Annotated in this window: 17 protein-coding genes; 9 read left to right on the forward strand and 8 right to left on the reverse strand. The window is 61.1% G+C overall.

The features are described 5' to 3' along the window. Nucleotides 1-45 precede the first annotated feature (45 nt). A complete protein-coding gene (locus ACYP2A_RS03385; protein ID WP_459742770.1) occupies nucleotides 46-1,038 on the reverse strand; it encodes an AraC family transcriptional regulator in 993 nt (330 codons plus the stop codon). Between the two features lie 292 nt (nucleotides 1,039-1,330). On the opposite strand from ACYP2A_RS03385, the gene ACYP2A_RS03390 reads away from it, so the two are divergent. From ACYP2A_RS03390 to ACYP2A_RS03415, 6 genes are all read left to right on the forward strand, one after another. Further along, a complete protein-coding gene (locus ACYP2A_RS03390; RefSeq protein WP_459742772.1) occupies nucleotides 1,331-2,578 on the forward strand; it encodes a dienelactone hydrolase family protein in 1,248 nt (415 codons plus the stop codon). Nucleotides 2,579-2,588: 10 nt separating this feature from the next. Beyond that, nucleotides 2,589-3,392, forward strand: a complete 804-nt coding sequence (locus ACYP2A_RS03395; protein ID WP_459742774.1) for an SDR family oxidoreductase — start codon at nucleotides 2,589-2,591, stop codon at nucleotides 3,390-3,392. A 61-nt stretch (nucleotides 3,393-3,453) separates the two neighbouring features. Beyond that, a complete protein-coding gene (locus ACYP2A_RS03400; protein WP_459742776.1) occupies nucleotides 3,454-4,692 on the forward strand; it encodes a styrene monooxygenase/indole monooxygenase family protein in 1,239 nt (412 codons plus the stop codon). A gap of 39 nt (nucleotides 4,693-4,731) precedes the next feature. Then, nucleotides 4,732-5,271, forward strand: coding sequence for a flavin reductase family protein (locus ACYP2A_RS03405; protein WP_459742778.1), 540 nt, complete (start codon nucleotides 4,732-4,734; stop codon nucleotides 5,269-5,271). 59 nt (nucleotides 5,272-5,330) lie between these two features. Beyond that, nucleotides 5,331-6,269, forward strand: coding sequence for a SphA family protein (locus ACYP2A_RS03410; RefSeq protein WP_459742780.1), 939 nt, complete (start codon nucleotides 5,331-5,333; stop codon nucleotides 6,267-6,269). Nucleotides 6,270-6,362: 93 nt separating this feature from the next. Continuing rightward, on the forward strand, nucleotides 6,363-7,901 hold the full coding sequence (locus tag ACYP2A_RS03415; protein WP_459742782.1) for a methyl-accepting chemotaxis protein: 1,539 nt from the start codon (nucleotides 6,363-6,365) through the stop codon (nucleotides 7,899-7,901). 18 nt (nucleotides 7,902-7,919) lie between these two features. Here ACYP2A_RS03415 and ACYP2A_RS03420 read toward each other — a convergent pair whose 3' ends face one another. Then, nucleotides 7,920-10,055, reverse strand: coding sequence for a TonB-dependent receptor family protein (locus ACYP2A_RS03420; protein WP_459742784.1), 2,136 nt, complete (start codon nucleotides 10,053-10,055; stop codon nucleotides 7,920-7,922). 168 nt (nucleotides 10,056-10,223) lie between these two features. On the opposite strand from ACYP2A_RS03420, the gene ACYP2A_RS03425 reads away from it, so the two are divergent. Beyond that, nucleotides 10,224-11,825 carry a hybrid sensor histidine kinase/response regulator gene (locus ACYP2A_RS03425; RefSeq protein WP_459742786.1) on the forward strand — a complete coding sequence of 534 codons (1,602 nt, stop codon included), beginning with the start codon at nucleotides 10,224-10,226 and terminating at the stop codon, nucleotides 11,823-11,825. Between the two features lie 72 nt (nucleotides 11,826-11,897). On the opposite strand, the gene ACYP2A_RS03430 is transcribed toward ACYP2A_RS03425, so the two are convergent. The 6 genes from ACYP2A_RS03430 to ACYP2A_RS03455 all read right to left on the reverse strand — a co-directional run bounded on the left by ACYP2A_RS03430 (nucleotide 11,898) and on the right by ACYP2A_RS03455 (nucleotide 22,372). After that, nucleotides 11,898-12,326, reverse strand: a complete 429-nt coding sequence (locus ACYP2A_RS03430; protein ID WP_459742788.1) for a nuclear transport factor 2 family protein — start codon at nucleotides 12,324-12,326, stop codon at nucleotides 11,898-11,900. A 185-nt stretch (nucleotides 12,327-12,511) separates the two neighbouring features. Beyond that, nucleotides 12,512-13,102, reverse strand: coding sequence for a histidine phosphatase family protein (locus ACYP2A_RS03435; RefSeq protein WP_459742790.1), 591 nt, complete (start codon nucleotides 13,100-13,102; stop codon nucleotides 12,512-12,514). 2 nt (nucleotides 13,103-13,104) lie between these two features. Beyond that, nucleotides 13,105-13,854: an SDR family oxidoreductase gene (locus ACYP2A_RS03440; RefSeq protein ID WP_459742791.1), complete on the reverse strand. Its 750-nt coding sequence runs from the start codon at nucleotides 13,852-13,854 to the stop codon at nucleotides 13,105-13,107. A 119-nt stretch (nucleotides 13,855-13,973) separates the two neighbouring features. Then, nucleotides 13,974-18,779 (reverse strand): dermonecrotic toxin domain-containing protein, encoded by a 4,806-nt coding sequence (locus tag ACYP2A_RS03445; RefSeq protein ID WP_459742793.1) that lies wholly within the window; start codon nucleotides 18,777-18,779, stop codon nucleotides 13,974-13,976. 351 nt (nucleotides 18,780-19,130) lie between these two features. Further along, nucleotides 19,131-21,236 (reverse strand): putative bifunctional diguanylate cyclase/phosphodiesterase, encoded by a 2,106-nt coding sequence (locus tag ACYP2A_RS03450; protein ID WP_459742795.1) that lies wholly within the window; start codon nucleotides 21,234-21,236, stop codon nucleotides 19,131-19,133. 74 nt (nucleotides 21,237-21,310) lie between these two features. Then, the gene (locus ACYP2A_RS03455) at nucleotides 21,311-22,372 is read right to left on the reverse strand and encodes an NAD(P)H-dependent flavin oxidoreductase (protein WP_459742796.1); all 1,062 of its coding nucleotides are present in this window, start codon (nucleotides 22,370-22,372) and stop codon (nucleotides 21,311-21,313) included. Between the two features lie 104 nt (nucleotides 22,373-22,476). Here ACYP2A_RS03455 and ACYP2A_RS03460 point away from each other — a divergent pair, with 104 nt between their 5' ends. Continuing rightward, a complete protein-coding gene (locus tag ACYP2A_RS03460; protein ID WP_459742798.1) occupies nucleotides 22,477-23,394 on the forward strand; it encodes a LysR family transcriptional regulator in 918 nt (305 codons plus the stop codon). A gap of 100 nt (nucleotides 23,395-23,494) precedes the next feature. Continuing rightward, nucleotides 23,495-24,421 (forward strand): carbon-nitrogen hydrolase family protein, encoded by a 927-nt coding sequence (locus ACYP2A_RS03465; protein ID WP_459742800.1) that lies wholly within the window; start codon nucleotides 23,495-23,497, stop codon nucleotides 24,419-24,421. Nucleotides 24,422-24,501: the final 80 nt, after the last annotated feature.

Raw genomic sequence — 24,501 nt, forward strand, 5'->3', positions numbered from 1 at the left:
CTCCGCGTCAGCAAACGCCCGCCCGCACAGCGGGCGTTTTTGTTTTTATAGTCCGGCGCGGCAGCGCAGCGTCATCGACGGCAGTTCGCCATAACGCTTGCGGTACTCTTGCGAAAACCTCCCCAGGTGGGCAAAGCCCCATTTCAGCGCCACATCGGTGACCGACGCGTCGCGGTTGCTGCACAGCTCCTGGTGTACTTGTTCCAGGCGCACGTCGCGCAAATACGCCATCGGGCTGGTGCCGGTAAATTCTCGAAACCCGGCAAACAGCGTGCGTACGCTGACATCGGCGTGTTCGGCCATTTGCTCGATACTCAGCGGCTCGTGGGCATGGGCACGGATGAATTCTTCGGTGCGTTTGACGAACCACGGCGACAGCTTGCGGCCGTCGCCGGTGCTCTGGGGGATGTGCAGGTTATTGGGCTGGCCGTAGATCAAGGCATTGAGCAGGGTCGACTCGAACTGCTTGAACACCATCGGCTGGTGCAGCGGGTGGTCGGCGCAGCACAAGGCCTCCATCAGGGTGCTCAGCAACTGCAGGAAATAACTGCCGCCCGGACTGTCGAGGCGCAGTTGCGGGGCGAATTGCAGTGGCTTGTCGAGGTGATGGCCCAGGTGCTGTTTGCAATGGCGCTCAAGGTCGATGCGCTCCAGGCGCAGCGCCAGTTGCGGCGCGTCGGCGGCCCAGCGCATGTGTACGGGCGTGTCCGGGGAAATCAGCGAGGCGCACTGCGGGGACGAGGTAAACACCTGCCCGTCGCAGTCGATCTCGGCGCTGCCGCGAATGGGCATCTGCACCAGAAAGAAATGTTCCAGCCGGCCGGGGTCGATCAGCACCGGGGCGCCATATTCCAGGCGGCTCAGCGACAGGTTACCGCGTTGCAAATGATGCATCGCGGCGCTGATCGCTTTCGAGGGGCCGATGGCCCGCAGCTCGTGGGGCTTGAACACATTGCTGACGTTATGCCGGATGCTCTCGGCATCGTTGAGCACGAACAAGCGGTTCCTGGCATTGAACAATGGGGTTTCGGTGTTCATGTTCTACCTCGCGCACGCACGGTTTGCGAGCAGAGTGCGCCACCCTGTTACCGGGCGTTTGCAGTATCCGGATAGTTCTTGCAGTAACCGGATACTGCGGCACCTCTACTGTTTCCAATGGCCACTTGAGCGGGCCTTTACGGATATATAGCAATCGCCGCGCCAGTTTTCAGCCCATGAACAGGCCTGAAAGTTTATGCACGCGCCGGACAACCCTTGCACGGATCGGATAGTGCGCTTTCGGGCTGTACCGCAAGAATGTTTCCAACGTCCATCGCATTGGAAACATCACATGAACGGTCGCTATATCACTGTCACCAGTCCTGCCGGCGAGCAGTTTCAGGCCTACCTGGCCACCGCAATCGGTGGCCGCGGTCCCGGTGTGGTGCTGTGCCAGGAAATCTTCGGCGTCAACCCGGCCATGCGCCAGGTGGCCGATGACCTGGCCGAAGAAGGCTACACCGTGCTGGTGCCCGACTTGTACTGGCGCCAGGTGCCGGGCATCGAACTGGACTACACCGAAAAAGACTTTGCCATCGCCTTTTCACTGTATCAGGCCTATGACGAAGCGCTGGGCATCGATGACATCGCCAGCAGCCTGGCAGCCTTGAGCAAACTGCCTGAATGCACGCCGGGCGCCCAAGGCGTGGTCGGTTACTGCCTGGGTGGCAAGCTGGCCTATCTGGCGGCGTGTCGCTTGCCGCAAGTGGCGTGCGCCGTGGGCTATTACGGCGTTGGTATCGAAAATGCCCTGCACGAACTCGAAGGTTTGCAAGGCCGGCGCCTGGTGCTGCACCTGGCCGGCAACGACCAGTTCTGCCCGCCAGCGGCGCAAGCGCAGATTCAGGCTGCTGCCGGGCAGACGCCTGGGCTGACCACGCACCTGTATCCCGGTGTCGACCATGCCTTTGCCCGGCCCAAGGGCCATCATTTCGACAAGGCCGCCGCGCAAATTGCCCACGAGCGCACTGTGGCAGCCCTGCGCCTGAGCATCGGCCCGGACTACGACCTGTCGGCGCTGTGGGAAGAACACATCCGTCACGAATTCGACACCCGCGATGTGCCGGCCACCATGGCCACCATGGTCGCAGAACCTTACGTCAACCACATCCCGACCATGACCGGCGGCGTCGGCTACGCCCAGCTCAGCCGCTTCTATCAGCATCACTTCGTCCACGGCAACCCGGCCGACATGGGCCTGACGCCGATCTCGCGCACGGTTGGCCAAACCCAGATCGTCGACGAATTCATCATGACCTTCACCCACGACAGCGTCATCGACTGGATGCTGCCGGGGGTTCCGCCCACCGGGCGCAAGGTCGAGATTCCGATGCTCGGCGTGGTGCGTTTCCGTGGGCCCAAACTCTGCCACGAACACATCTATTGGGACCAGGCCAGCGTGCTGGTGCAGATCGGCTTGCTCGACCCGAACGGGCTGCCAGTAGCCGGCCGTGAAACCGCCGACAAGCTGCGCGATGAAAGCCTGCCCTCCAACACGCTGATGCCCAACTGGGCCGACAGCGCCAAGCACTCGGCATAAGGAGCCTGTCATGTCCGCTTTTCTCAATGGCACTGCATTGCACGGCAAGCTGGCGCTGATCAGCGGCGGCGCGACCCTGATCGGCATGGCGGTCGCCTGCGGCCTGATCGCCGCCGGTGCCCGCGTCGCGCTGCTGGATATCGACCGTGAAGCCGGCGCGCAGACCGCCAGCCTGCTCGGTGCGCAGGCCCGCTTCGTCGAAGTCGACATTACCGACGATCCAGCGCTGAGCGCGGCGCTGGCGCAGATTCGTGGCGAGTGGGGCCCGGTCGACCTGCTGATCAACCTGGCGTGCACCTATCAGGACGACGGCTTTGCCTCGCCGCGCCAGGACTGGCTGCGCGCCCTGGACATCAACCTGGTCTCGGCGGTGGCGCTGGCCCAGGCGGTGCATCAGGACCTCAAGGAACGGCGCGGCGCAATCGTCAATTTCACCTCGATTTCGGCCGGTTGCGCGCAGACCGGGCGCTGGATCTACCCGGTGTCCAAGGCCGCAATCAAGCAACTGACCCGCAGCATGGCCATGGACTTTGCCGGCGACGGCATTCGCGTCAACTCGGTGTCGCCGGGCTGGACCTGGTCGCGGGTGATCGCCGAGGTCAGCGGTGGTGACCGCGCCAAGGCCGACCGCGTGGCGGCGGCGTATCACCTGCTGGGGCGCCTCGGTGAGCCGGACGAGGTGGCCAATGTGGTGACCTTTCTGTGCTCGCCGGCCGCCAGCTTCGTCACCGGTGCCGACTATGCGGTCGACGGCGGCTATTCGGTGATGGGCCCGGAACAGAATCAGCCGGCCATTCCCCGCCTTGCTGAATAAAGGCCTTGCTGAGCAAACCCTGCACACAGCGTTATCAACCTCGATCCAACGGAGAACAACAATGCGTCGTATCGCTATCGTCGGAGCCGGCCAGGCCGGGTTGCAACTGGGTCTGGGCCTGTTGGCCCAGGGTTATCACGTCACCCTGGCGACCAATCGCACAGCCGAAGAAATTCGCGCCGGCAAGGTCATGTCCAGCCAGTGCATGTTCAACAGCTCGTTGCAGATCGAGCGCGACCTGGGCCTCGATTTCTGGGAAGAGCAGTGCCCGGCGGTCGAGGGCATCGGCCTCAACGTGGCCAACCCTGAAGTGCCTGGCCAGTCGCTGTTCAACTGGAGCGCGCGGCTGGACCGCTATGCCCAGTCGGTGGACCAGCGCCTGAAAATGCCGGTGTGGATGGGCGAGTTCGTCAAGCGCGGCGGTGACCTGCTGATCGAAGACGTGGGCATCAACGAGCTGGAGAAACTCTCGGCCAGCCATGATCTGGTGCTGCTTGCCGCCGGCAAGGGCGAGGTGGTCAACCTGTTCGCCAAAGACCCGGTGCGCACCGTGTTCAGCACCCCGCAGCGTTCGCTGGCGCTGACCTATGTGAAGGGCATGACGCCGGTGTCGCCGTATTCGCGGGTCGCCTTCAACCTGATTCCGGGCGTTGGCGAATACTTTGTGTTCCCGGCGCTGACCCTGAGCGGGCCATGCGAAATCATGGTCTTCGAAGGCATCCCCGGCGGACCGATGGACTGCTGGCAGGGCATTACCAGCCCCGAACAGCACCTGGAAAAAAGCCTGGAACTGGTGCGCCATTACCTGCCCTGGGAAGCCGAGCGCTGCGCCAATGTCAGCCTGACCGACGACAAGGGCTTCTTGTCCGGGCGCTTCACGCCGATGGTCCGTCGCCCGGTGCTGACCTTGCCGTCGGGCCGTGAGGTGTTCGGCATGGCCGATGCGCTGGTGGTCAACGATCCGATCACCGGCCAGGGCGCCAACAACGCCGCCAAGTGCAGCAAGGTGTACCTGGACGCGATCCTCGCGCAAGGCGACCAGCCGTTCAGCCGTTCGTGGATGGAGCAGACCTTCGAGCAGTACTGGTCGTACGCCGGTGAAGTGGTCAAGTGGACCAACAGCATGCTGCAACCGCCGGCCCCGCACCTCTTGCAGTTGCTCGGTGCCGCCAGCCAGTCGCAGCCGGTGGCCAGCGCGATCACCAACGCCTTCGACGACCCGCGCCAGTTCGCGCCGTGGTGGTTCGACGCTCGCCAGTGTCAGGACTTTATCCAGAACAAGAGCCAACAGGCCGCCTGAAGCCTGCCGCACGCCACGATCAGCCGAGGAATAATCAACATGAACGCCGCCACCACCCTGACACCCGCCGACCTGCTTGAAGCGCAAAACCTGGATGTGCGCGAACTGCGCAATCTGCTGGGCCAGTTCGCCACTGGCGTGACCGTGGTCACCACCCGCACCGCCGACGGCCGCAACATCGGCATGACCGCCAACTCGTTCTCTTCCGTGTCCCTCGACCCGCCGCTGGTGCTGTGGAGCCTGGCCCGCACGGCGCCGAGCCTGAACGACTTTCTACAGGCCAGCCATTTTGCGATCAACGTGCTGGGCGCCGACCAGCACGGGCTGTCCGGCCAGTTCGCCCGGCCTGCCAGCGATAAATTCGCCGGGGTCTCCTTCTGCCACGGCAAGGCCGGCATGCCGGTGCTCGATGACGTGGCTGCAGTGCTGGTATGCCGCAACGTCACCCAGTACGAAGGCGGCGATCACCTGATCTTTATTGGTGAAATCGAACAATGCCGACACAGCGGCGCAGAACCGCTGGTCTTCCACGCAGGCCGCTACCGTGTTGCTGCACAGCATCCAGCCCTCGGCCAATAAGCGCTTTTCATACAACGCCAACATCTGCCGCCACTTTTTGCTGTAACGGGGAGTTAATCATGAAAAAGCTGCTTTCAATCTGTGCCTGCAGTGCCGGCCTTGCGAGTGCACAACTGGCCTGCGCCTATGATCTGCCGGCGGTCAACCTGGGGCTGACCAGCTTCATGGACGGCGGTTTGCCGGCAGGTGGTGGCTGGTATATCCAGCAGTATCTGCAGAACTACTCGGCCAACCACCTGCGTGACAAGGATGGCAACGATCTGGCGTTGCCCAAGCACGAGCTGGACTTCCAGCTGGCGGTCACGCAACTGAGCTATCTGTCCGATCTGCGCCTGGGCAACGGCAGCCTGGGTCTGAACTTTGTGTTGCCGATCATCGCCGACATCGACGTCGATGACGGTTTGAATAACGCCGCCCTCAAGGCACGCAGCGGGATGGGCGACCTGTTGATCGGCCCGTTCATCCAGTTCGACCCGATCATGGGGCCCGACGGCCCGCGCTTTGTGCACCGCATCGAGTTGCAGGTCAACCTGCCGACCGGCGACTACGACCGTGACCGCGACATCAACCCTGGCAACAACGCCTGGTCGTTCAACCCCTACTGGGCTGCCACCTACTGGTTTACGCCGAAATGGACGGCCTCCATACGCGCTCACTACCTGTACAACGGCAAGAACGATTCGCCCACCCGCGGCTTCGCTGGCGTGGACGATATCCAGGCCGGCCAGGCGCTGCACGCCAACTTCACCACCGATTATGCGGTCACCGATCATCTGCGCCTGGGCCTGAACGGCTACTGGCTCAAGCAGATCAGCGACACCCGCTTCGACGGCCATGAAGTGTCCGGCCGCCGGGAAAAGGTCTGGGCCATCGGCCCCGGCGCCATGTACAGCTTCTCGCCGGAGGATCATCTGTTCTTCAACGCCTACTTCGAGCAGGACGCGGAAAACCGCCCAGAGGGCACCCGAGTGCAGGCGCGCTACGTGCACCACTTCTAAGTGATTGCTCCACAACGCTTAGGGCTTTTGCCTGCCTTACGGCAGGCTTTTTTTGTTGGTCTTCAAATGCAGTCAGCACGGCGAGGAGCCCTTATGCACACTTCTTCTGGCGCTGCGGCGCTGATTTGCCGCACTGACACCTCTGGCCGTATCGAACATTGCAGCGATGATTTCGCCGCCGCGCACGGTTATCCAGCCAGCGCACTGATCGGGCAAACCTTCGCCCGGCTGCGCGACACCTCGATGCCGCCCCCCGTGTTCCAGAGCCTCTGGGCCAGTCTGCGCGCGCAGGGGCCGTGGATGGGGCTGGTGTGTAACCGCCATGCAAACGGCGAGCTGCTGTGGTTCAACCTCTATATAAAACCGGTTTACGGCAATGCTGGCGTGCAAGGCTATGGCGGGGTGTATCTGCCGGCCAGCGCCGACCAGATCCAGCGTGCCGAACGTATTTATGCGCAGTGGCAGTCGGGCGGTTCGCCACTGGGCCTCGGGCGCCGACTGGCCCGCTTTGGCGCGGTGCATGGCGTATCACTGGTGCTGGCGGCGGCGCTCGCTGTGCTGCTGCCTTTTTTACCGTCCGGGTTATGGCAGGGCGGCGCGCTGCTGGGCGGGGTATTGGCCTTGGGCATCTGGCAGCAATCGCGTATTACCCGGCGTCTTGATCAGGTGCTGGGCGAGCATCCCAAGGCATTCACCCAAGTCGGTTTGGCCGAGGTCTACAGCGCACGCGGCAGCAGCGGCGCGTTGGTCAACATGGCCTTGCTCAGTAGTGAGGCGCGCTTGCAGACGGCCTTGTCGCGCATCGGCCTGAGCGGCCGGACCATCGATCAGCACATGGCAACTCTGGTGGCGCTGATCCAGACCGAAGCCGGGCGGCTTGAACAGCAGCGCAGCGAGTCCGACCAGTCGGTGGTGGCCCTGACCGAGATGGCCGCGACCATTCAGGAGGTGTCGCGCAACCTGCATGACAGCGTCGGGGCGACCCGTGAAGCGGCCCGGTTATCGGCCGAAGGCCAGCAATTGAGAGAGCAAAGCCTGACCGCAATGCAACGGCTGGCCGATTCGGTGACCGACATCAGCAGCGCCGCCGGGCAAATGGCCTCGGCCACCGACGCGATTGGCGCGATGACCGACATCATCAGTTCGATTGCCGCACAGACCAACCTGCTGGCCTTGAATGCCGCCATCGAAGCGGCCAGAGCCGGCGACGCCGGGCGCGGGTTCAGCGTGGTGGCCGACGAGGTTCGCCAACTGGCCAGCCGCACCCAGCAGGCGACCCAGGATATCCAGCCATTGCTGCTCAGCTTTCGCCACAGCACCGAAAATACCGTGCGCCTGACCCGCGAAGGCCAGGCTTTGGCCGGTCAGGGCAAGCAGGCTGTGCTATCGGTGAATGCCAGTTTTGGCGGGGTCAATCAGGCGCTGGAACAGATCTCGGCGATGAGCGCACAGATTGCCAGCGCCATGGAGCAACAAGGGCAGGTGGCCGATGACCTTAACCGCCAAGTGATGCAGGTCGCCGAGTTGTCACGGATCAGCGCGGGTAAAGCGCAGGAAGGGCAGAGCATCAGCCAGGCGATTGGCCGTCAGCTTGAAGCCCTGCGTAACCTGGCCGAGCGCTTTGACCGTTGACCCTGGAGCCCAGGATACTTACCGCAAACTCCACGAAACCCCGGCATAAACCCCCGCGCCTTCACCCGGTGTCGAGCGCGCCACATCCACGCCATTATCGTTGTACCCCGGCGTTACGGTGGTGGCGTAGCGCTGGTTGGTCAGGTTGCGCACATCCAGCCAGGTCTGCCATTGCTCATCCGCCGAGTTGTAGCCCAGGGTCGCGCCCAGCAGGGTGTAGCTGTCGGCATAAAACGAGTTGGCGTAGTCCACGGCCACTTTCGAGGCATGCTCGGTATTGACCCCGACATACACGCCGCTGTGGTGGGTAAAGCGCAGTTCGGCCTGGTAATAATGCTGCGGCAAGCCCGGCAGGCGGTTGTCGCCAAAGCGGTCGTCGTCGCGATAATGGAAGTCGCTCCAGGTATAGGCCTGGCGCAGGTTTACGCGGCCACCCGGGCCTTGCCACAGCGGGCTGTCCAGGCTCAGTTCAATGCCTTGATGAATCGTCGGGCTGGCGTTGCTTTCAGCCACGATCGACGAGGTCGTGGCCGTCGCGGCCTGAATTTCAACGCTCAACAGTTCATGCCGCAGTTGTGAGTAATACCACCCCATAGTCCAGTCGCCGGCCCAATTCTGACCTTTCGCGCCCAGTTCGACAGTGGTCGCGGTCTGGTTGTCGAGTTCTACGCCGCCGCTTTGCAGGCCTGTGGCGGCGCCGCTGCCGGCGGGGAAGTATTTGTTCGAGCCCCAGATCATCGACCACGAATGCGGTGGCTCGACCGAGCGGCTGAGGTTGCCGTACACCTGGGTTTGCGGGGTCAGTTGATAGCGTAGGCCGAGGCGGGCGGCGTAGTCCCATTCGCTCATGCTCAGCGGGTCGTGGGCGTCGGGGTAGGTGACTTCGGTCTCGCGGCGGGTGTAGATCGCCGCCACGCCGCTGGTCAGCCACAAGTCTGGGGCCACTTCCAGTTCGTTGGAGGCGTGCAGCACGCTGTCCGAGCCCACATAGCTGTAGTCGCGGGTACGGGTGCCGGGCGCAAAGCCTGCGGTGTTGCCCGCCGGGCTGCGCACGAATTCCGAGGTGCCGTTGTTCGGCAGGCCCTTGGTGTGGCGCAGGCCGACAGTGGTCTGGCTGGCGAGGCCGAACAGTTGATCCTGGCGAATGTAATTCAGCGTGCCACTGATGTCGGTGTAGGCGACCTTCAGCCGGTTGGTGCCTTCGCGCAGGTCCATCGGGTAGTCGTGGTAGACCAGCCCGGTTTCCAGCCGTGAGTTGTCATCCAGGTAAATCGTGGTCTTGTTCGCCAGCCAGGTGCTGCCCGGCTGCACACGCTTGTTGTCGCGGGCGACGTTGACCGGGCTGGCGGCCCGCGGGTCGTGGCGAATCTGCTCGCGGGTGAGGCGGCCCGGTGTTTCGTAGTCGTTTTCCCGGTAGCGAAAGTAGAAGCGCGTCTCAAGGTTGGGGCTGAAGCGATAGCCGACATTGGCCGCGATGCCCTGGCTGTTGCCGGCCGTCTGGTCCTGAAAACCATCGGTGCGTGAGTCATTGAGGCTGACATAGTAGTCAAGATCGCCCAGCACCTGGCCGGAGCTGATCTGGCGCTTGCTGTAGCCGTGGCTGCCCAGCTCGTAACGCAGTTGCAGGGGCGCCGCATCGTAGCCGGTGTGGGTCACGTAATTGACCGCGCCGCCCAGGGCCAGCGCGCCGCGATCAAAGCCGTTGGCGCCGCGATAAACCTCGACCCGGCTCAACCACAGCGGCTCCTTGAGTTCGTAAGGGGTGCCGCCAGAGCCGGTCAGCGGCAGGCCGTCGAACATCTCGTACAACCCGGAAGCATGCCCGCCCGGCGCACGGTTGAGGCCCGAGCCGCGAATCGACAGCTTGCTGCCTTCGTTGTGCGCGGTGCGGGCATAAATGCCCGGCTGGTACTTGAACACATCCTCGCTGCTGCTCACCCGACCCTGCTCGACGCGGTTCATGTCCACTACATTGGTGGCGCCGGGCACGCGTTGCAAGCGCTCTTCGGCGTCCTGCACGGCATTGCTTTCGCTGGCGTTGACCTCGATGCCCGACAACGTGACGGGCTGGCCTGCCGCCATTGCCTGCGGCGCGCAGGCCAGCGCAGCGCTGAGGGCACTGATGGCAAACAGAGGATTTTGTTGCAGGGGCATGGGCCGTGTTCCTTGATGCGGGTATCGGGGCGGGGGGCTTTATTACTGTGATTCGATGCCGCGACGCCTTGTCGCGGCACATAAACAGCGGTATATCGAACTCTTTGCGCCCTGCACCGGTCGTAGCCGATAAGTAGTTGCGAATTAACATCACAGGGGAAGCAGGGCGTGGCGCACGATAAAGCACGGGTTGATAATGCGGCAACAGGTGATCTGTCCCACCAGGGCAAGAACATCTTCTTTGCGGCCGTGGAAACCACGCGCATGCCGATGATCGTGACTGACCCGAACCGGCCGGATAACCCGATCATCTTTGCCAACCAGGCCTTTCTGAAAATGACCGGCTACAGCACCGCAGAAGTGCTGGGTCACAACTGCCGGTTTCTTCAAGGCCCGGAAACCGACCGCCAGGTGGTCAGCGATATTCGCCAGGCGATTGCCACGCGCACGGACATTTCCACCGAAGTGCTCAACTACCGCAAGGACGGCTCGACCTTCTGGAACGCGCTGTTTATCTCGCCGGTCCTCAACGACAACGGCGAGCTGATCTATTTCTTTGCATCCCAACTGGACATCAGCCGTCGCCGCGATGCCGAAGACGCGTTGCGCCAGGCGCAGAAGATGGAAGCGCTGGGGCAGTTGACCGGTGGCATTGCCCACGACTTCAACAACCTGTTGCAGGTCATGGGCGGCTACATCGACCTGATCGGCAGCGCCGCCGACAAACCGCAGATCGATGCACAACGCGTGCAACGCAGCGTTTATCACGCCAAGGCCGCCGTCGAGCGCGCCAGTACCCTGACCAAGCAATTGCTGGCCTTTGCCCGCAAGCAAAAACTGCAGGGCCGGGTGCTCAACCTCAATGGCCTGGTCGATGCCAGCGCGCCGATGATCGAACGCACCTTTGGCGCCCATGTGCTGGTCGAAACCGATCTTGAGCCGGCGTTGCGCAACTGCCGCATCGACCCGACCCAGGCCGAAGTCGCGCTGCTGAACATTTTCAATAACGCCCGTGACGCACTGGTGGGCCGGTCTAACCCGAAGATTTTCATCGAGACCCGTAACGTGGTGGTCCACGACCTGGCCAGCATGTCCACCGACGGCCTGTTACCAGGGCATTACGTGTGCATTGCGATCACCGACAACGGCACCGGCATGCCGGCCAGTATTCGCGACCGCGTGATGGACCCGTTTTTCACCACCAAGGAAGAAGGCAAAGGTTCAGGCCTGGGCCTGTCGATGGTCTATGGCTTTGCCAAGCAGTCCGGCGGCTCGGCGCGTATTTATACCGAGGAGGGCGTCGGCACCACCTTGCGCCTGTATTTCCCGGTGGACGAAGCCAGCGTGTCCAGCCACGAGGTGCAGCATGTGTCGGAACAACGCCAGGGCAGCGAGCGCATCCTGATCGTCGAAGACCGCCCTGATGTGGCCGAACTGGCGAAGATGGTGCTGGACGACTGTGGTTACGCCACCGACATCGTCTTCAATGCCCGTGAAGCACTGGGCAAGTTCGAGTCTGGTGCCCAGTACGACCTGCTGTTCACCGACCTGATCATGCCCGGCGGCATGAACGGCGTGATGCTCGCCCGTGAGGTCAAGCGCCGTCACCCGCAGGTCAAGGTGCTACTGACTACCGGTTACGCCGAAAACTCTATCGAGCGCACCGACATGGGCGGCTCGGAGTTCGATGTGGTGTCCAAGCCGTGCATGCCGCAGGATCTTGCGCGCAAGGTGAGACAAGTGCTGGACGGGCCGAACGGGATTTCTTGATGCCTGCGCCAGGCGGTGTCGTCAGCAGTTTTGAGTCAGTGCTGGCGACACAGGTCCGGTTGGACAGGAATATCAGAAGCGGAATGCCTGACGACCGATCAAGAGCCACTGGCCGTTCTGTTTCTGCCAGACCTGAAAGTTTTCGATTTCAGTGGGCACTACTTTTCCGCTGTTTACGGCCTGAGCCGAAAAGTGGTTGCGCACCAGTGCGACATCCCCGGACAGGGTGATCTTCTGGTTGAGCATTTTCAGTTCGTTGAATGCGCTTTTACCGGTCTCGATGTCGGCGATGAACGCTTGCTTGTCCTGAATGTTGCCGCCTGAATGGCCATAAGTCAGGTTGTCGGCGGTCAGTGCCTTGAGTTGCGCTATATCCTTGTGCCACATGGCTTGGGTCAGCTTGTCTACGGCGGTGGCGACATCACTTTCATCACTGGTCGCGGCGGCGACATAGCCCGTGAACAGGCACAGGAAACCTACCAGCAATTTCAGCTTTTTCATGCTCAGATCCTTTTGTTGTAGTTGTCGGAAACGGTACGCAGCGAAAAGTCGCAGATGATATTTATTGTCAGTCATCGTACAACAAGGGCGATTCTGCCTGTCCGATGAACGTAAACGCAAGTTTTTGTAACAACGAAAGACAAGACGCTCGGCAAGCTCGTAATGGGGATGTGAATGGGTCAGCTCTAGACAGCAACAGCTCGTAATCCCGACGGCAAATCACCCACCGTGACGTCTTCCAGTTCCAGCACCTGACCGTTATTCAACTGCCAGTCGAAATAATCGCTGAAGTCATCACGTGCCAGCGCTCGCACGGTCTTGGCGACAAAACCATGCGCGACCAGCACCAGCGTCTTGCCCTGATAATCCTTGCTCAACTCGATCAGGCCCTCGCGAACCCGATAAGCCACGTCCTTGATGGTTTCCCCGCCGTCCGGGGCGGCGTCCCATTGGCGGGTGATATTGCGTGCCCACAAGTGCGGGTAGCGCTCGCGGGCCTCGGCCTGGGTCAGGCCTTCGAAAACCCCGACATTGCGCTCGCGAAACTGCGTGTTCACCCGCAAGGGGCGTTGCAGCTGCTGGTTGAGAATCTCGGCAGTCTGCCTTGCGCGTTGCAGCGGGGAGGTGAGGATGGCATCTAAGTTTGCCGGCAATTGTCCGCGCAGGGCCTGGGCCTGTTGCCGGCCATGGTCGGTCAGGTCTGGATCGAGGGCGCCCAGATAGCGGTGTTCAAGGTTGGCCTGGGTTTGCCCATGGCGGATGACATACAGCTTCATGCTCAAAGATTCCCTACGCCGCCATCGACCAGTAATTCGGTGCCGACCACAAAACGTGACTCGTCCGAGGCCAGGAATACCGCCGCCTGCGCCAGTTCCCAGGGCGTGCCGAGGCGCCCGAGCGGCACCAGTTCACGGATCTGCGCGCGCAATGCCTCTTGCTGCTCTGGCGGCAGGCCGAGTTTGCCAAGGGCGGCGGTTTCGGTCGGGCCAGGGCTCAAGCCATTGACGCGAATGCCACGGCCGATCAACTCACCCGACAGCGTGCGCGCCAGCGACAGCAGGCCTGCCTTGCTGGCCGCATAAGCACTGCTTTGCGGCAGGCCGATCTGTGCGCTGACCGAGCCGCAGAGAATCACCGACGACGGATTGCCGAGCAGCGGCAACAGTGCCTGAATCAGGAAAAACGGCCCTTTGAGATTGGTATTCAGTAGTTGGTCCCAGGCCGCTTCGTCCCAGTCTTGCAGCGAGCGATGGGTCACATCGCCGGCATTGGCGAACAGGACGTCCAGGCGCGGCCATACCGCGCCGAGTTGCTGTGCCACGGCCGCCTGACCCGCACTGTCGCCGGCATCGCTCTGGATCAGCAGCACGCTGTCGCCCAGTTGTTCGCGGGCCTGTTGCAGGCCCTGTGTGCTGCGCCCGGTAATTGCCACCGTAGCGCCCTGGGCGATAAATTCCCGCGCGGTTTCCAGGCCGATGCCGGAAGTACCGCCGGTGATCAATGCAAATTTGTCCTTGAGGCGTGACATAAGGCGCAGGCTCCTGTGCGTGAACGGCTATACATCCTGCGGTCCTTATAAACAGCCTCTCTGGATCGGTAAAAGGCTTTAGCGATCTAACTCATTCCTTGAAAGCATATGGGTGCGCTTTACACGGCGGTCGAGTGAAACGGTACCCGGCCCAGTTTGGTCACCAGCAAGGCGATGGTGTCGGCATTGGCCAGAATCACATTGCAGCGTTTGATCGGGTCGTTGTAGAACACATCGCGTGCCTGCTCCAGGTTACGTGTGTTGGTCAGCTTCAGCACAGCTGAAAGACCGTAGCCTTCGTCGTCACCGAGATCCTGCCAGGTTCCATTCCGGTTCATCTTGAATAACCGGTCTCTGGGCGTATACAGCGAGAGGCGGCGGTTCTGTGCGTCCAGCAATTGTGCCTGGGCCTGGGGGTGCATGCGGCTGATCAGGTCGGCAAAGGGCGCTGCCGAGTTGAGGTAGGCAATGTCCGAGGTCCTGTTGTTGAGGTGGGATAACTCATGGATCAAGACCGTCGCCTGAAAGTGCGTGCGTGGGTCAAAGCCGCCTGTCTGTGTTTCAAGCATGGGATAAGCCACAGGCAGGTAACTGAAAAAACTGTCGGCCAGAAAAATCCTGCGCGAAGGATCATTGCGATAAACGAACGCGTCTGAAGAGGCATCTGAAGATTTATGAGTGCCTGTAACGAACCTTGTCGAAGTTTTGGGCGACAGAGAAGGTGAAAGCATGTCGACATAAATATCAGCCACCATGTTTCTTAATCGTTGCGCCACGACTGTGGGTGTGGCCGGAAAGCCAAATACTGCCTGCAGAATAATGTCGCTGGTGTGAGGGATGAAACCTGCTCGCCGATCGGCATCCAGGTTGACCAGGCAAGTGCGCAAATAGCGCAGCGCCAGTGCATGGGCTGCCTGAATCTGCCGCGCCTTGATTCGGTCGGCCGCCTTGATCTGTGGCATCCCCGTGGCCGTGACGGTGAAGCGGTCTTCCAGTGCTTCATCGATATCGGCCGCATCCGTGCCGAATATATCGATTTTACTGCTGCCGATACCGCCGCCGCGTAACCCGGCCGGGTTATCCAGCACCCAATGGCGCTCGGCATCCAGGCGGATTTTTGGGCCAGGTTGCGATTGGCCGGTAAAGATGTACCAGTCTTCGCCCTGCTGGACGATTCGGTAGACCCGACCCTGGACTGCCGCGTACACCGTTTGGCCTTCGCGATAGACCGGCAGGGCAAGGTCTTTGACCAGATTGGCCAGCGAGAGCGTTCTGACCTCATACGAACGCAGCCGCCGTGCGCTATCCAGGGTCGTTGGCAGGTCATGTGCAACCGATGATCTGGCAGGCTCGTCAGGTTGTTCGGCTGACCGGGTGCTGACCATACTCGCCAGTGCCGTGGCGAACTCGGACAATGCCTTGCCCCACTGACTTCTGTGCGCTGCGTCCGTTGCAGCACCCATCCAGCTTTTCGCCTGCCACAGGTTTACCAGGATAGCGAGTCGGCCGGGCAGGAAGGCACTGGCCTGCTCGACGCCCAGTGTCATCAGATCGGTGAAGCTTTTCCATTGCGCTTGTGCGCTGCTGATCGCCTGTGTCGCGGCGATGGCCTTCAGGTGCTCGATCATGTCCTCAAACATGATTGTCAGGGCATTTTCTTTCAGTGGAACCAGGTGCAATCGGGCCGGGCCGGGTGCGGTCGGGACAATATCGAATGAGCTTTCAGCGCTCCAGCGCACATGGGGTTCAAGCCAGCCGCCGTTGTCGTAAGTGCGCCTGGCCTCAGGTTTCAGGCGCTCAAGTAACTGGCTTTGCAAGACCGGGTCGGTTTGCACCGCAGCGATCAGTTCAGCCCTGCCGGGGTAAAGCCGCAAGCTGTGTTGCGATGCATAGGCGGTAAACAGGATCACCGGCCCCTGATTCTCGACTACCGGACAGATGACATACACGCCTGTGACCGTGTCGGGCGCTGCATCGGCGGCGGCACAAAGCTGCAGGCGACTGAAAGCGATGTCCTGGCCTGCCACCGGTTGTCGCGCCAGCCCGTCGGGCATTTCCAGGATGGCGTCTACGCAGCCCAGGGTTGCCCGGTTCCAGCCATCCTGCAGTACATGCTGCAGTGTCGACAACTGGAGCATGGCGCTGGCCATGGCACTGAAGCGTGCCTGGCGCAGGTTGAACTGCTTGTTTTCAGGCGCGAACTCCTTGCTCAGCAAGGTCTGGTACTGGCCGCCGATGTCGAGCTCGCGAACCAGCGTCCTGACATAGTCCGGGGTCAGGCCGGCAGGCAGGTCTGTACCATCGGCCAGGCGAATGTGCATGACGGCACCTGTGTTTTTGCTGAAGTGATCGATGGCCGACTGGGTCAGGCTCTGCTCGATCTCAAGGGTTGCTGCCGGTATTGCCCACGGAACCTCGCCGGTGGGGCCGGGGGCTGCGGTAAAGTCTTTCAGGGTAATGATGACCGTATCGGGGTCGATGGGGTGCGAGGCAAAATCCCTGGCCAGGCGCGCTTGCAAATGCTGGCGTGTGAAATCAGCGATCGTCGGGATGCCCGATAAATAACGGTTGGCGGGGCTTAACGTCTCTTGAGTGCGCTGCAGTAACGCTGAAAACGCCACGAAGTCTGTCGCAGTGGCAAGGTCCAGCCAGTCGGGCAATACTTCGCGAGTGTGCAGGTCGGCAAAGTGAAGTGACTGGGCCTCGAAATAGTCGCAGATACCGTCGTAGGTGTGCAGCGTATCAATCAGGGGGGCGAAAATACCGGGCCTGTCCTGATCTGAAATAGCCAGGGCCAGTGCCTGTTGGGCGTCATCGTTTTGTGCGCGTATCAGGGTTTTCTGCATTTCATCGAGCAAGTCACCGTCGATCGGCCAGGTGCTGATGCTCAAGTGTGAATTGACAGAAGCCTCCAGCCAGGGATTCCACTCGCCGACCTGTGCAGCAGGCAGCAGGTTCAGCCAGGCATCACGACGCGGGCCGGAGGTCATGTTGCTGACCAGTGCGTTGCTCAGTTGTTGCAGGTCGATATACGCCTTCAGTCCTTCGAGCGGTGACCAGAACAACAGCGCGTGGTCGCTGGAGTCAGGCTGCTCGATGACAAAAGCAAGCTTCAAGCGGATGCCTGGCGTCTGCCGGGCAGGCGCCAGTTGCAGTCCCGACACACGCAGACTTTGCGTCCCCATGGCCTGTGGCTGACCGGCAAGCGGTCTTTCAAGCGCTTGCTTGAGCCGTTTCATAAGCGCTGGCGGGAGGGTCTTGAAATAATCGTGTAGCGCCATTTCCAGGCGTAACCCGTCTTCCAGGTTCGTGCGCAACAGGGCCGGCAGGCTCAGCCAGCGGCCATCCAGGCACAGGCTTAGCGTATCGCTGCCCTTGAGCCAGCCTGCAAAGCTGTTGGCAAACGCCTTTTCTGCGTCGTTCAGCAACTGCTCGACCGCCGCCGGCGCCAGCGACAGCAACGGCTGGCCTGCGGTGTTGCTGAACATGTCGGTATCGCGCAGCGGAACTCTTGAAAAGCCGCTGATGCGCTGAAAAAGCAGTTCCAGCAGGTTTGAGCCGCTGGCGCGCTGATCGTCCTGGTGCAATAACGTCGTGTGTGCTTGCAGGTTGTCATCGAACACCGCCAGGGCGGGTTGCAAAAGACCCTGCGCCACAGACAGGACACCAGGGCTGATCTGGTAGATCGCATCGCGGACATTGGCCAGCCATGCCAGCCGGTCAATGCTCTGCAACAACGGTTTTATCACCGGGTCAATCGACGGCGGCTGGCGTGCCGGTGCGACGACACCCCGGGTCCAGCGCAGGGTAGGGTCCAAAGACGCCAGGCGACGATCGATCAGGGTACGCACATCCAGTGCATCGTCCACCGCAATCCGGGCCTGGGTCGCGTCGTTACTGGCGATGGACAGGGTGTAGGCCAGGTTGAGTTCCTGCAACGTGACGATTGAATCCAGCCGGTCAACGAACACCGACTCTTTGATCGCTTGCCCCTGATAGACATGCGCGTCGTTCTGGCGCCACTGTGCGGCATATTTCAACGGCAGACCGATCTGCAACGCCTGCGTATCGAGGTACGCATGTAACGCTCCCTCACCGGCAAAGGCGTGCAGGCCAGTGGGCGGCCAATAAAGCATCAGTGCATTGCGGCTACTGTGGCTGAAGGTAAACGCACCGGCCAGCTCGACCCATTCGCTGTTCAGGCGGACAAGAATTTTTTCACAGCGCGATACCGGTGCCATTAACGCAGGCCATTGCGGGTCCAGACTCAACAACGGGTTGCCGGGGTCGGCAAGACGGGTTTGGGCCAGGTCCTGGTAGAACCCTTCGGCAAAGGCCTTGCTCGCTAATTGGTGCAGATGTTTGGCGCCCGCCGTCGAGGTTTTCCAGAATTGATGCAGGGCCTTGTTGTAGGCTGTCGCGCTACCGGCCGTGGTGGTGCTGTTGCCGATCTGCGCATCCAGAGCAGGCAGCCGGGCCAGTTCTTCGGCCATGCGCGCAAGGCGTCGGGCGCGCACGTTCAGGTAACTGTTCATGAGTGCGGTGAAAACGTCGCTTTGCATGTGGGTCGCTTCCAGCGTCGTGTCATGGCGGGTAATGCGATGGTGAAGGGTATCGTCAACGGCGGTGCGATCATCGAATGCTTCAAGCCCATAAACCGGGCTGTACAAAAAGATCCGGTGCGAGGTCGAGCCAGGATGGCTGAACATCAGTGTTGCGCTCAGTGCGGGCGGGTCGCTGCCATCGTCCACCCCCAACAGGTCGACTCTGGCAGAATCGCCGGTTGTGGTGTGGGTCACCAGCGATTCGAGCCAGGTGTGTTCTTGCTGATCGATCTGCTGATCGGTCAGTGCCCTGGCGGTGCATTGCATGAACGCGAGTGCAAGTTGTTGTGGGTGAAAAAATGCTTGGGGATGATTTGACAAGAGGGCCTCCTGGCCGTTGATCGTGCTGGCAACTGCTTACCAACCGGCTGATGAGGCTGAACTTTAGGGGGCGGCATAGCGGTGCAGGCGTTACATAATGCTACTTGCCGTTTTTTGCATCCTTGCAGGACTTTTGTACGGGTGGCAAACGTTGCACCGCCCCAGAACGTGTTACACGATCTTCAGGCTCAGCAATGCCCGCCGAGGGGCACTGTCCGAAGATTTGGAGGCAGCTATCGCCGCTGTTTGTGAGGAATTCTATTCGGTGAGTAAAAACGTCAGGCAGCTCTTATAGCCCCCACCCCAGTGCTTCCCGGCAGCCTGTAGCCGGGTAAAAGCCGCCGTTGCTGACTATGCCAACTGCCGATCCAACGGGATTGATGTTGCTGAGGTCGTTGCTGGCGCCTCGCCGGCGCTGAAGTTTTCCTGCATCTTTGCGGCGCTCATGGGCTTACCCAGCAGGTAACCCTGCAAGATGTCGCATCCCAGGTCGGTGAGCATCTCGCGTTGTTCGGCGGTTTCAACGCCCTCGGCGACGATCCGCAGGCCAAGGGTCTTGCCCAGCGCCACAATTGCCGCAACGATGGCTGCATCATCATTGCCCTGCGCCAGCTCGGTAATGAAGCCCCGGTCGATCTTCAGTTCATTGGCGGGCAGACGCTTGAGGTAAAGCAGGCTGGAATAACCGGTGCCGAAGTCGTCGATGGAAATATTGACGCCCAGTGCGGCCAGTTTATCGAGGACAATCAGGGCGGCTTCGGCGTCGCGCATCGCCGTGGTTTCAGTGACCTCCAGGGTCAGGAAACGAGGCGGCAAGCCATTGCTTTGCAGTGCATTTCGCACCACCTCAACCAGCCCGGTGTTGGCCAGTTGCACCGTTGACAGGTTGACCGCAACACTCCACTCATGGTGGCCCTGCTCATGCCATTGGGCCATTTGCCGACAGGCTTCGTTGATGACCCAGTTGCCGATGGGCACGATGAGCCCGGTGCGCTCGGCTGCGGGCAGAAAACGATCAGGCGACACGATGCCCACGTCAGGCCTGTTCCAGCGCAGCAGGGCCTCGGCGCCGGTCATGGGGCCGTCAGGGGCGGTTATCTTCGGCTGGAAGAACAACACAAACTCGTTCTGGTCGATGGCCTTGCGTAGATCGTTTTGCAGCTGCAAAAGCTGATGCGCATTGATGTTCATGGTCTGTTCGAAGAAGCAGTAGCCGTCACGCCCTTGTTCCTTGGCGTGGTACATGGCGGCGTCAGCGTTCACCATCAGTTCATGGCCAGAGCCGCCATCGGTCGGGAATATGGCAATGCCGATACTGGCCGACACATGCACGGTCTGCCGCGCCAGAACGTAAGGTGCCTTGATATCTTCCAGCAAACGCTGGGCAAGCACCGCCGCTTCATCGGGCTCGTCGAGGTCAATCAACAGCACAAATTCGTCACCGCCCAGGCGCGCCGCTGTATCTTCGCCGTGCTTGGCCTCATTGATTCGTCTGGCCACCTCGACCAGTAACTGGTCGCCGGCGTGGTGGCCGCAAGAGTCGTTGACCGCCTTGAATCCGTCCAGGTCCATGAACAGCATGGCAAACTGGCTTTTTTGCCGGATCGATTTCTGGATCGCCTGTTCAAGGCGGTCGTTGAGCAGGATGCGATTGGGCAGGCGGGTCAGACTGTCGTGCAACGCTAACTGCACCAGCTCGTTATTGGCGCGATCAAGAGAATTGGCCAGAAGACTGGTGCGGATGTCGAGCATCGCGATAATCAGGGCGATGGCGCAGACCCCCAGGGTCACCAGGATCACCACAGCCACCAGCCATTCGCTGTCGATGCCATTGTTGGCGGCACCGCACACGCTGCCCAGCGGGAATTGTGCAGCAGCCATGCCGGTATAATGCATGCCGACGATGGCGCAGCCCATTATCAATGAAGCGCCTATGCGCGCGCGGTTAATGAGATTGCCTTCGTCACGCAGGCGAAAAGCGATCCACAGCGCTGCACCCGACGCGAGGATGGCGATGAACACCGACAAGATGAACAGCGACGGGATGTATTGCACATCGGGATTCATCAGCATCGCCGCCATGCCGGTGTAGTGCATGCAGGCAATGCCAATACCCATCAGCACCGCGCCCAGCAGCAGGCGCAGCAACGGCATTTCCTTTTGGCACACCAACCACAAAGCGAAGGCCGAAGAGGCGATGGCAATCAGCAGTGAAAAGCCCGTGAGCGTCAGGTCATACCCTAACTGGATGGGCAGCTCAAAGGCGACCATGCCGATGAAGTGCATCGACCAGATGCCCGTCCCCATGGCGATCGAGCCGCCCGCCAGCCACAGTGCCGAGGCTGTACCCTGACTGCGCGAGACCCGGCCCGCCATGTTCAGAGCGGTATAGGACGCCAGGATCGCGACGATCAGGGAAAACAGGACATACAGGCTGTTATAGCTGCTTGCGAGCATGGGAACTCCAGAAGCGTAGTGCTGTTTCTTGGCTATCGGCGGCAACGAGCGCTTCTGAAGCAGGCTAGATCAAGTCACGACAAGGCGCCGCCATATTCCTCGATCAGCACCGCCATCAACTCGCTTGCCCCCATGGCGCGCACTCTTGCAGCCTGCTGTCCGGCCCAGAAGGGTGAAAACTCGTCACTGCCCGCTTTCGATGCCGCTTCGCTCAGTTGCTTGCCCGCGTTATAGGCGATGCCGAACCCTGGCACTGGCGGATGCCCCGCTGCGCCCACTTGCGTCATGAAACGATTGACCATGCCGCGTGCCGGGCGGCCTGAAATCACATCCGTCAGAGCGGTGCTGCTGGCGCGCTCGCTGGCCAGCATTTTTCGGTAGGCCGGGTTGGCCGACGATTCGGGACACAGTACAAAGGCGGTGCCCAGTTGCGCTGCAAGTGCACCGTGGTTCAGTGCATTGCGGATGTCATGGCCATCCATCAGGCCGCCTGCGGCGATGACCGGGATGTGCAGTTGCTGCACCAGTTGTTGCAAGAGCACCAGCGCAGGCAGCTGTTGATCATGGGCGCGCGGGTCGAAGATGCCGCGATGCCCGCCGGCCTCGATGCCCTGGGCGACCACCACGTCGACGCCTGCCGCCTGAACGGCCAGGGCTTCGCTGAGGCTGGTGGCGCTGGCAAACAGCACGATACCGGCCGCCTTGAGCGCATCGATATGGCTTTGCGGCGGCAGGCCAAGGTGAAAACTGACGATGGCCGGTCTCTCTTCGAGCAACAACTGCAACTGGGCGTCGCCGCTGCAAAAGCTGGTGTAGATGTCATGAAGACGGGCGGGCGTTGGGGTATTGAACTCGGCGAAGAACGGCGCCAGATGGTTTAGCCAGTTCTGCTCCAGCACAGCATCAGGCACTGAGGGCTGGTTGCAGAATACGTTCAGGTTGAAAGCCTTGTCGGTCCTGGCGCGCAGGTCGCGAATCATTTTGCGCCCGCTTTCAACATCGACAGCAGCGATGGAAATGGAGCCCAGACCGCCCGCTTCACAGACTGCCGCCGCCAGCGCCGGCGTTGCCGTGCCGGCCATCGGTGCCTGGATGATCGGGTGTTGAATGCCAAGCGATGAAAGAATGTGGCTCATGGTCGTACCTTGTCGGGTCGTTAGGGCCTGTGGCCAAAGCATGCGGTGATGGAAGTCTAGGCGTTCACGATATAGTGATAAACACCCCATCGTTGCTATTGGATATGAGCCAAATGAATATCGCCACCACCGACCTGAACCTGCTCAAGGTCTTCGAAGCCTTGTATGACGAAGGCAGTGCCAGCCGGGCGGCGATTTTGCTGGGGGTCACGCAATCGGCGGTCAGTGCGGCGTTATCGAGGTTGCGCGTGTTATACGCCGATCAACTGTTCGTGCGTACCGGGCGTGGGTTGGCGCCCACTTTGCTCGCCAATCAGCTCAAGCCCGTCATTGGCGAAGCCCTGGCTAAATGCCGACAGAGTTTGAACATGGCCATGCCGATGCCTGAAAGTTTTGCCGGGCGGTCGGTGACGATCGGGCTTTCCGATGATTTTGAAATCGCTTTCGGCCGCCCGCTGATGGCCGTTCTGGCGCGGCGGGCGCCGCAACTGCGGGTGATCTTTCGCCAGAGCCACAGCCAGATCGTCAGCGATGCATTGCTGGATCGCAGTATCGATCTGGCAATCACCTCTGGCGGTATTTCCAGCCGGGTGCTCAGCCGCCAGTTATTGGGGGAGGGTGGCTACAGTTGCCTGGCCGATCCTGCCCAGACACGACTGGACCCGGCCACCTTCAACCTCCAGCAGTTCGTCGAGCACGAGCAAGTGTTGATTTCCTCGGGCGGGTTTATCGGTGTGGTCGACGAAGGGCTGGCGCTGCTGGGCTTGAAGCGCCGGGTGGTGGCATCGACCACGCACTTTGCGGCAGTGCCTTATCTGCTCAAGGGCACGCGGGCCATTGCGACTGTTCCGCAGCATGCCGCGCAAGCGATTGCGCAACTGTGCGGCTTGCAGGTGCTGCCGTGTCCGCTGGCACTGCGGCGTTACCCGGTCGAGCTTGGCTGGCGCACCCAGGAACTGGTCGAAGCTTCGGTGATCGAGGCGCGGGCAGCGGTGATTGAGTGTTTTGCAGAGGCGTCCTGATATTCATCTGGCTAATAGTCGATAACAGTCATTTGCTATTCATTGCTGACAGCGGGTACTCCTAGAATCGGCCTGACTTTTATCAAGCAGGTACCGCACCATGGCCCGTTCAACCGTTGCAGCCCTTCAAATCGGTTCATTGCCCAGCGGCAAGGCCGACACGCTCGCGCTGATTTTGTCCTATGAAGATGCCATCGTGGCTTCAGGCGCCTCCTTGGTGGTGATGCCCGAAGCGATTCTGGGCGGTTATCCCAAGGGTGAGATCTTTGGCACGCGCCTGGGCTATCGCTTGCCGGAAGGCCGTGAGGCTTACGCGCGTTACTTCGACAATGCGATTGATCCGGACGGCAACGAAGTCCGTGCACTCGCAGGCCTGTCCAGTCGCACAGGCGCCAATCTGGTGGTGGGCGTTATCGAGCGCTCGGGCAGTTCGCTGTTCTGCACCGCACTGTTTTTCGACCCGGCCGAAGGCTTGATCGGCAAGCACCGCAAGCTGATGCCCACCGGCACCGAGCGGCTGATCTGGGGGCAGGGCGACGGTTCGACATTGCCAGTGTTCGATGTGCCAGCCGGACGCATCGGTGCGGCGATCTGCTGGGAAAACCACATGCCGTTGCTGCGCACGGCGATGTACGCCAAGGGCGTCGAAATCTGGTGCGCGCCCACCGTGGACGAGCGCGATGTGTGGCAATGCTCGATGCGCCACATCGCCCATGAAGGGCGCTGCTTTGTGGTCAGCGCCTGTCAGGTTCAGCCGTCGCCGGCCGAGTTGGGCACCGAGGTGCCAGGCTGGGACCGCGAGCGCCCGCTGATCAACGGCGGCAGCATGATCGTGGGGCCCTTGGGCGATGTACTGGCGGGGCCATTGAAGGGGGAGGCCGGGTTATTGACCGCCGAAGTCGATACCGATGAATTGATCAAGGCCCGGTACGACTTCGACGTGGTCGGCCATTATTCGCGTCCCGATGTGTTCGAGTTGACGGTGGATGAGCGTTCGAAAGCAGGCGTTGTTTTTATCAACCGATAAGGCGGGCAGTTAAACAAAGCCCTGTGCCCCTTTTATGCCGCAATGATTCATCTACGCAGCGCACTTTTTTCCTACGCTAA

The sequence above is a fragment of the Pseudomonas sp. 3A(2025) genome (genome assembly GCF_054589175.1).

Bases quoted from the DNA above. Each gene is read 5' to 3' on its own strand.
- ACYP2A_RS03385 (WP_459742770.1), bottom strand. From the start codon at position 1,038: ATGAACACCGAAACCCCATTGTTCAATGCCAGGAACCGCTTGTTCGTG.
- ACYP2A_RS03390 (WP_459742772.1), top strand. From the start codon at position 1,331: ATGAACGGTCGCTATATCACTGTCACCAGTCCTGCCGGCGAGCAGTTT.
- ACYP2A_RS03395 (WP_459742774.1), top strand. From the start codon at position 2,589: ATGTCCGCTTTTCTCAATGGCACTGCATTGCACGGCAAGCTGGCGCTG.
- ACYP2A_RS03400 (WP_459742776.1), top strand. From the start codon at position 3,454: ATGCGTCGTATCGCTATCGTCGGAGCCGGCCAGGCCGGGTTGCAACTG.
- ACYP2A_RS03405 (WP_459742778.1), top strand. From the start codon at position 4,732: ATGAACGCCGCCACCACCCTGACACCCGCCGACCTGCTTGAAGCGCAA.
- ACYP2A_RS03410 (WP_459742780.1), top strand. From the start codon at position 5,331: ATGAAAAAGCTGCTTTCAATCTGTGCCTGCAGTGCCGGCCTTGCGAGT.
- ACYP2A_RS03415 (WP_459742782.1), top strand. From the start codon at position 6,363: ATGCACACTTCTTCTGGCGCTGCGGCGCTGATTTGCCGCACTGACACC.
- ACYP2A_RS03420 (WP_459742784.1), bottom strand. From the start codon at position 10,055: ATGCCCCTGCAACAAAATCCTCTGTTTGCCATCAGTGCCCTCAGCGCT.
- ACYP2A_RS03430 (WP_459742788.1), bottom strand. From the start codon at position 12,326: ATGAAAAAGCTGAAATTGCTGGTAGGTTTCCTGTGCCTGTTCACGGGC.
- ACYP2A_RS03435 (WP_459742790.1), bottom strand. From the start codon at position 13,102: ATGAAGCTGTATGTCATCCGCCATGGGCAAACCCAGGCCAACCTTGAA.
- ACYP2A_RS03440 (WP_459742791.1), bottom strand. From the start codon at position 13,854: ATGTCACGCCTCAAGGACAAATTTGCATTGATCACCGGCGGTACTTCC.
- ACYP2A_RS03450 (WP_459742795.1), bottom strand. From the start codon at position 21,236: ATGCTCGCAAGCAGCTATAACAGCCTGTATGTCCTGTTTTCCCTGATC.
- ACYP2A_RS03455 (WP_459742796.1), bottom strand. From the start codon at position 22,372: ATGAGCCACATTCTTTCATCGCTTGGCATTCAACACCCGATCATCCAG.
- ACYP2A_RS03460 (WP_459742798.1), top strand. From the start codon at position 22,477: ATGAGCCAAATGAATATCGCCACCACCGACCTGAACCTGCTCAAGGTC.
- ACYP2A_RS03465 (WP_459742800.1), top strand. From the start codon at position 23,495: ATGGCCCGTTCAACCGTTGCAGCCCTTCAAATCGGTTCATTGCCCAGC.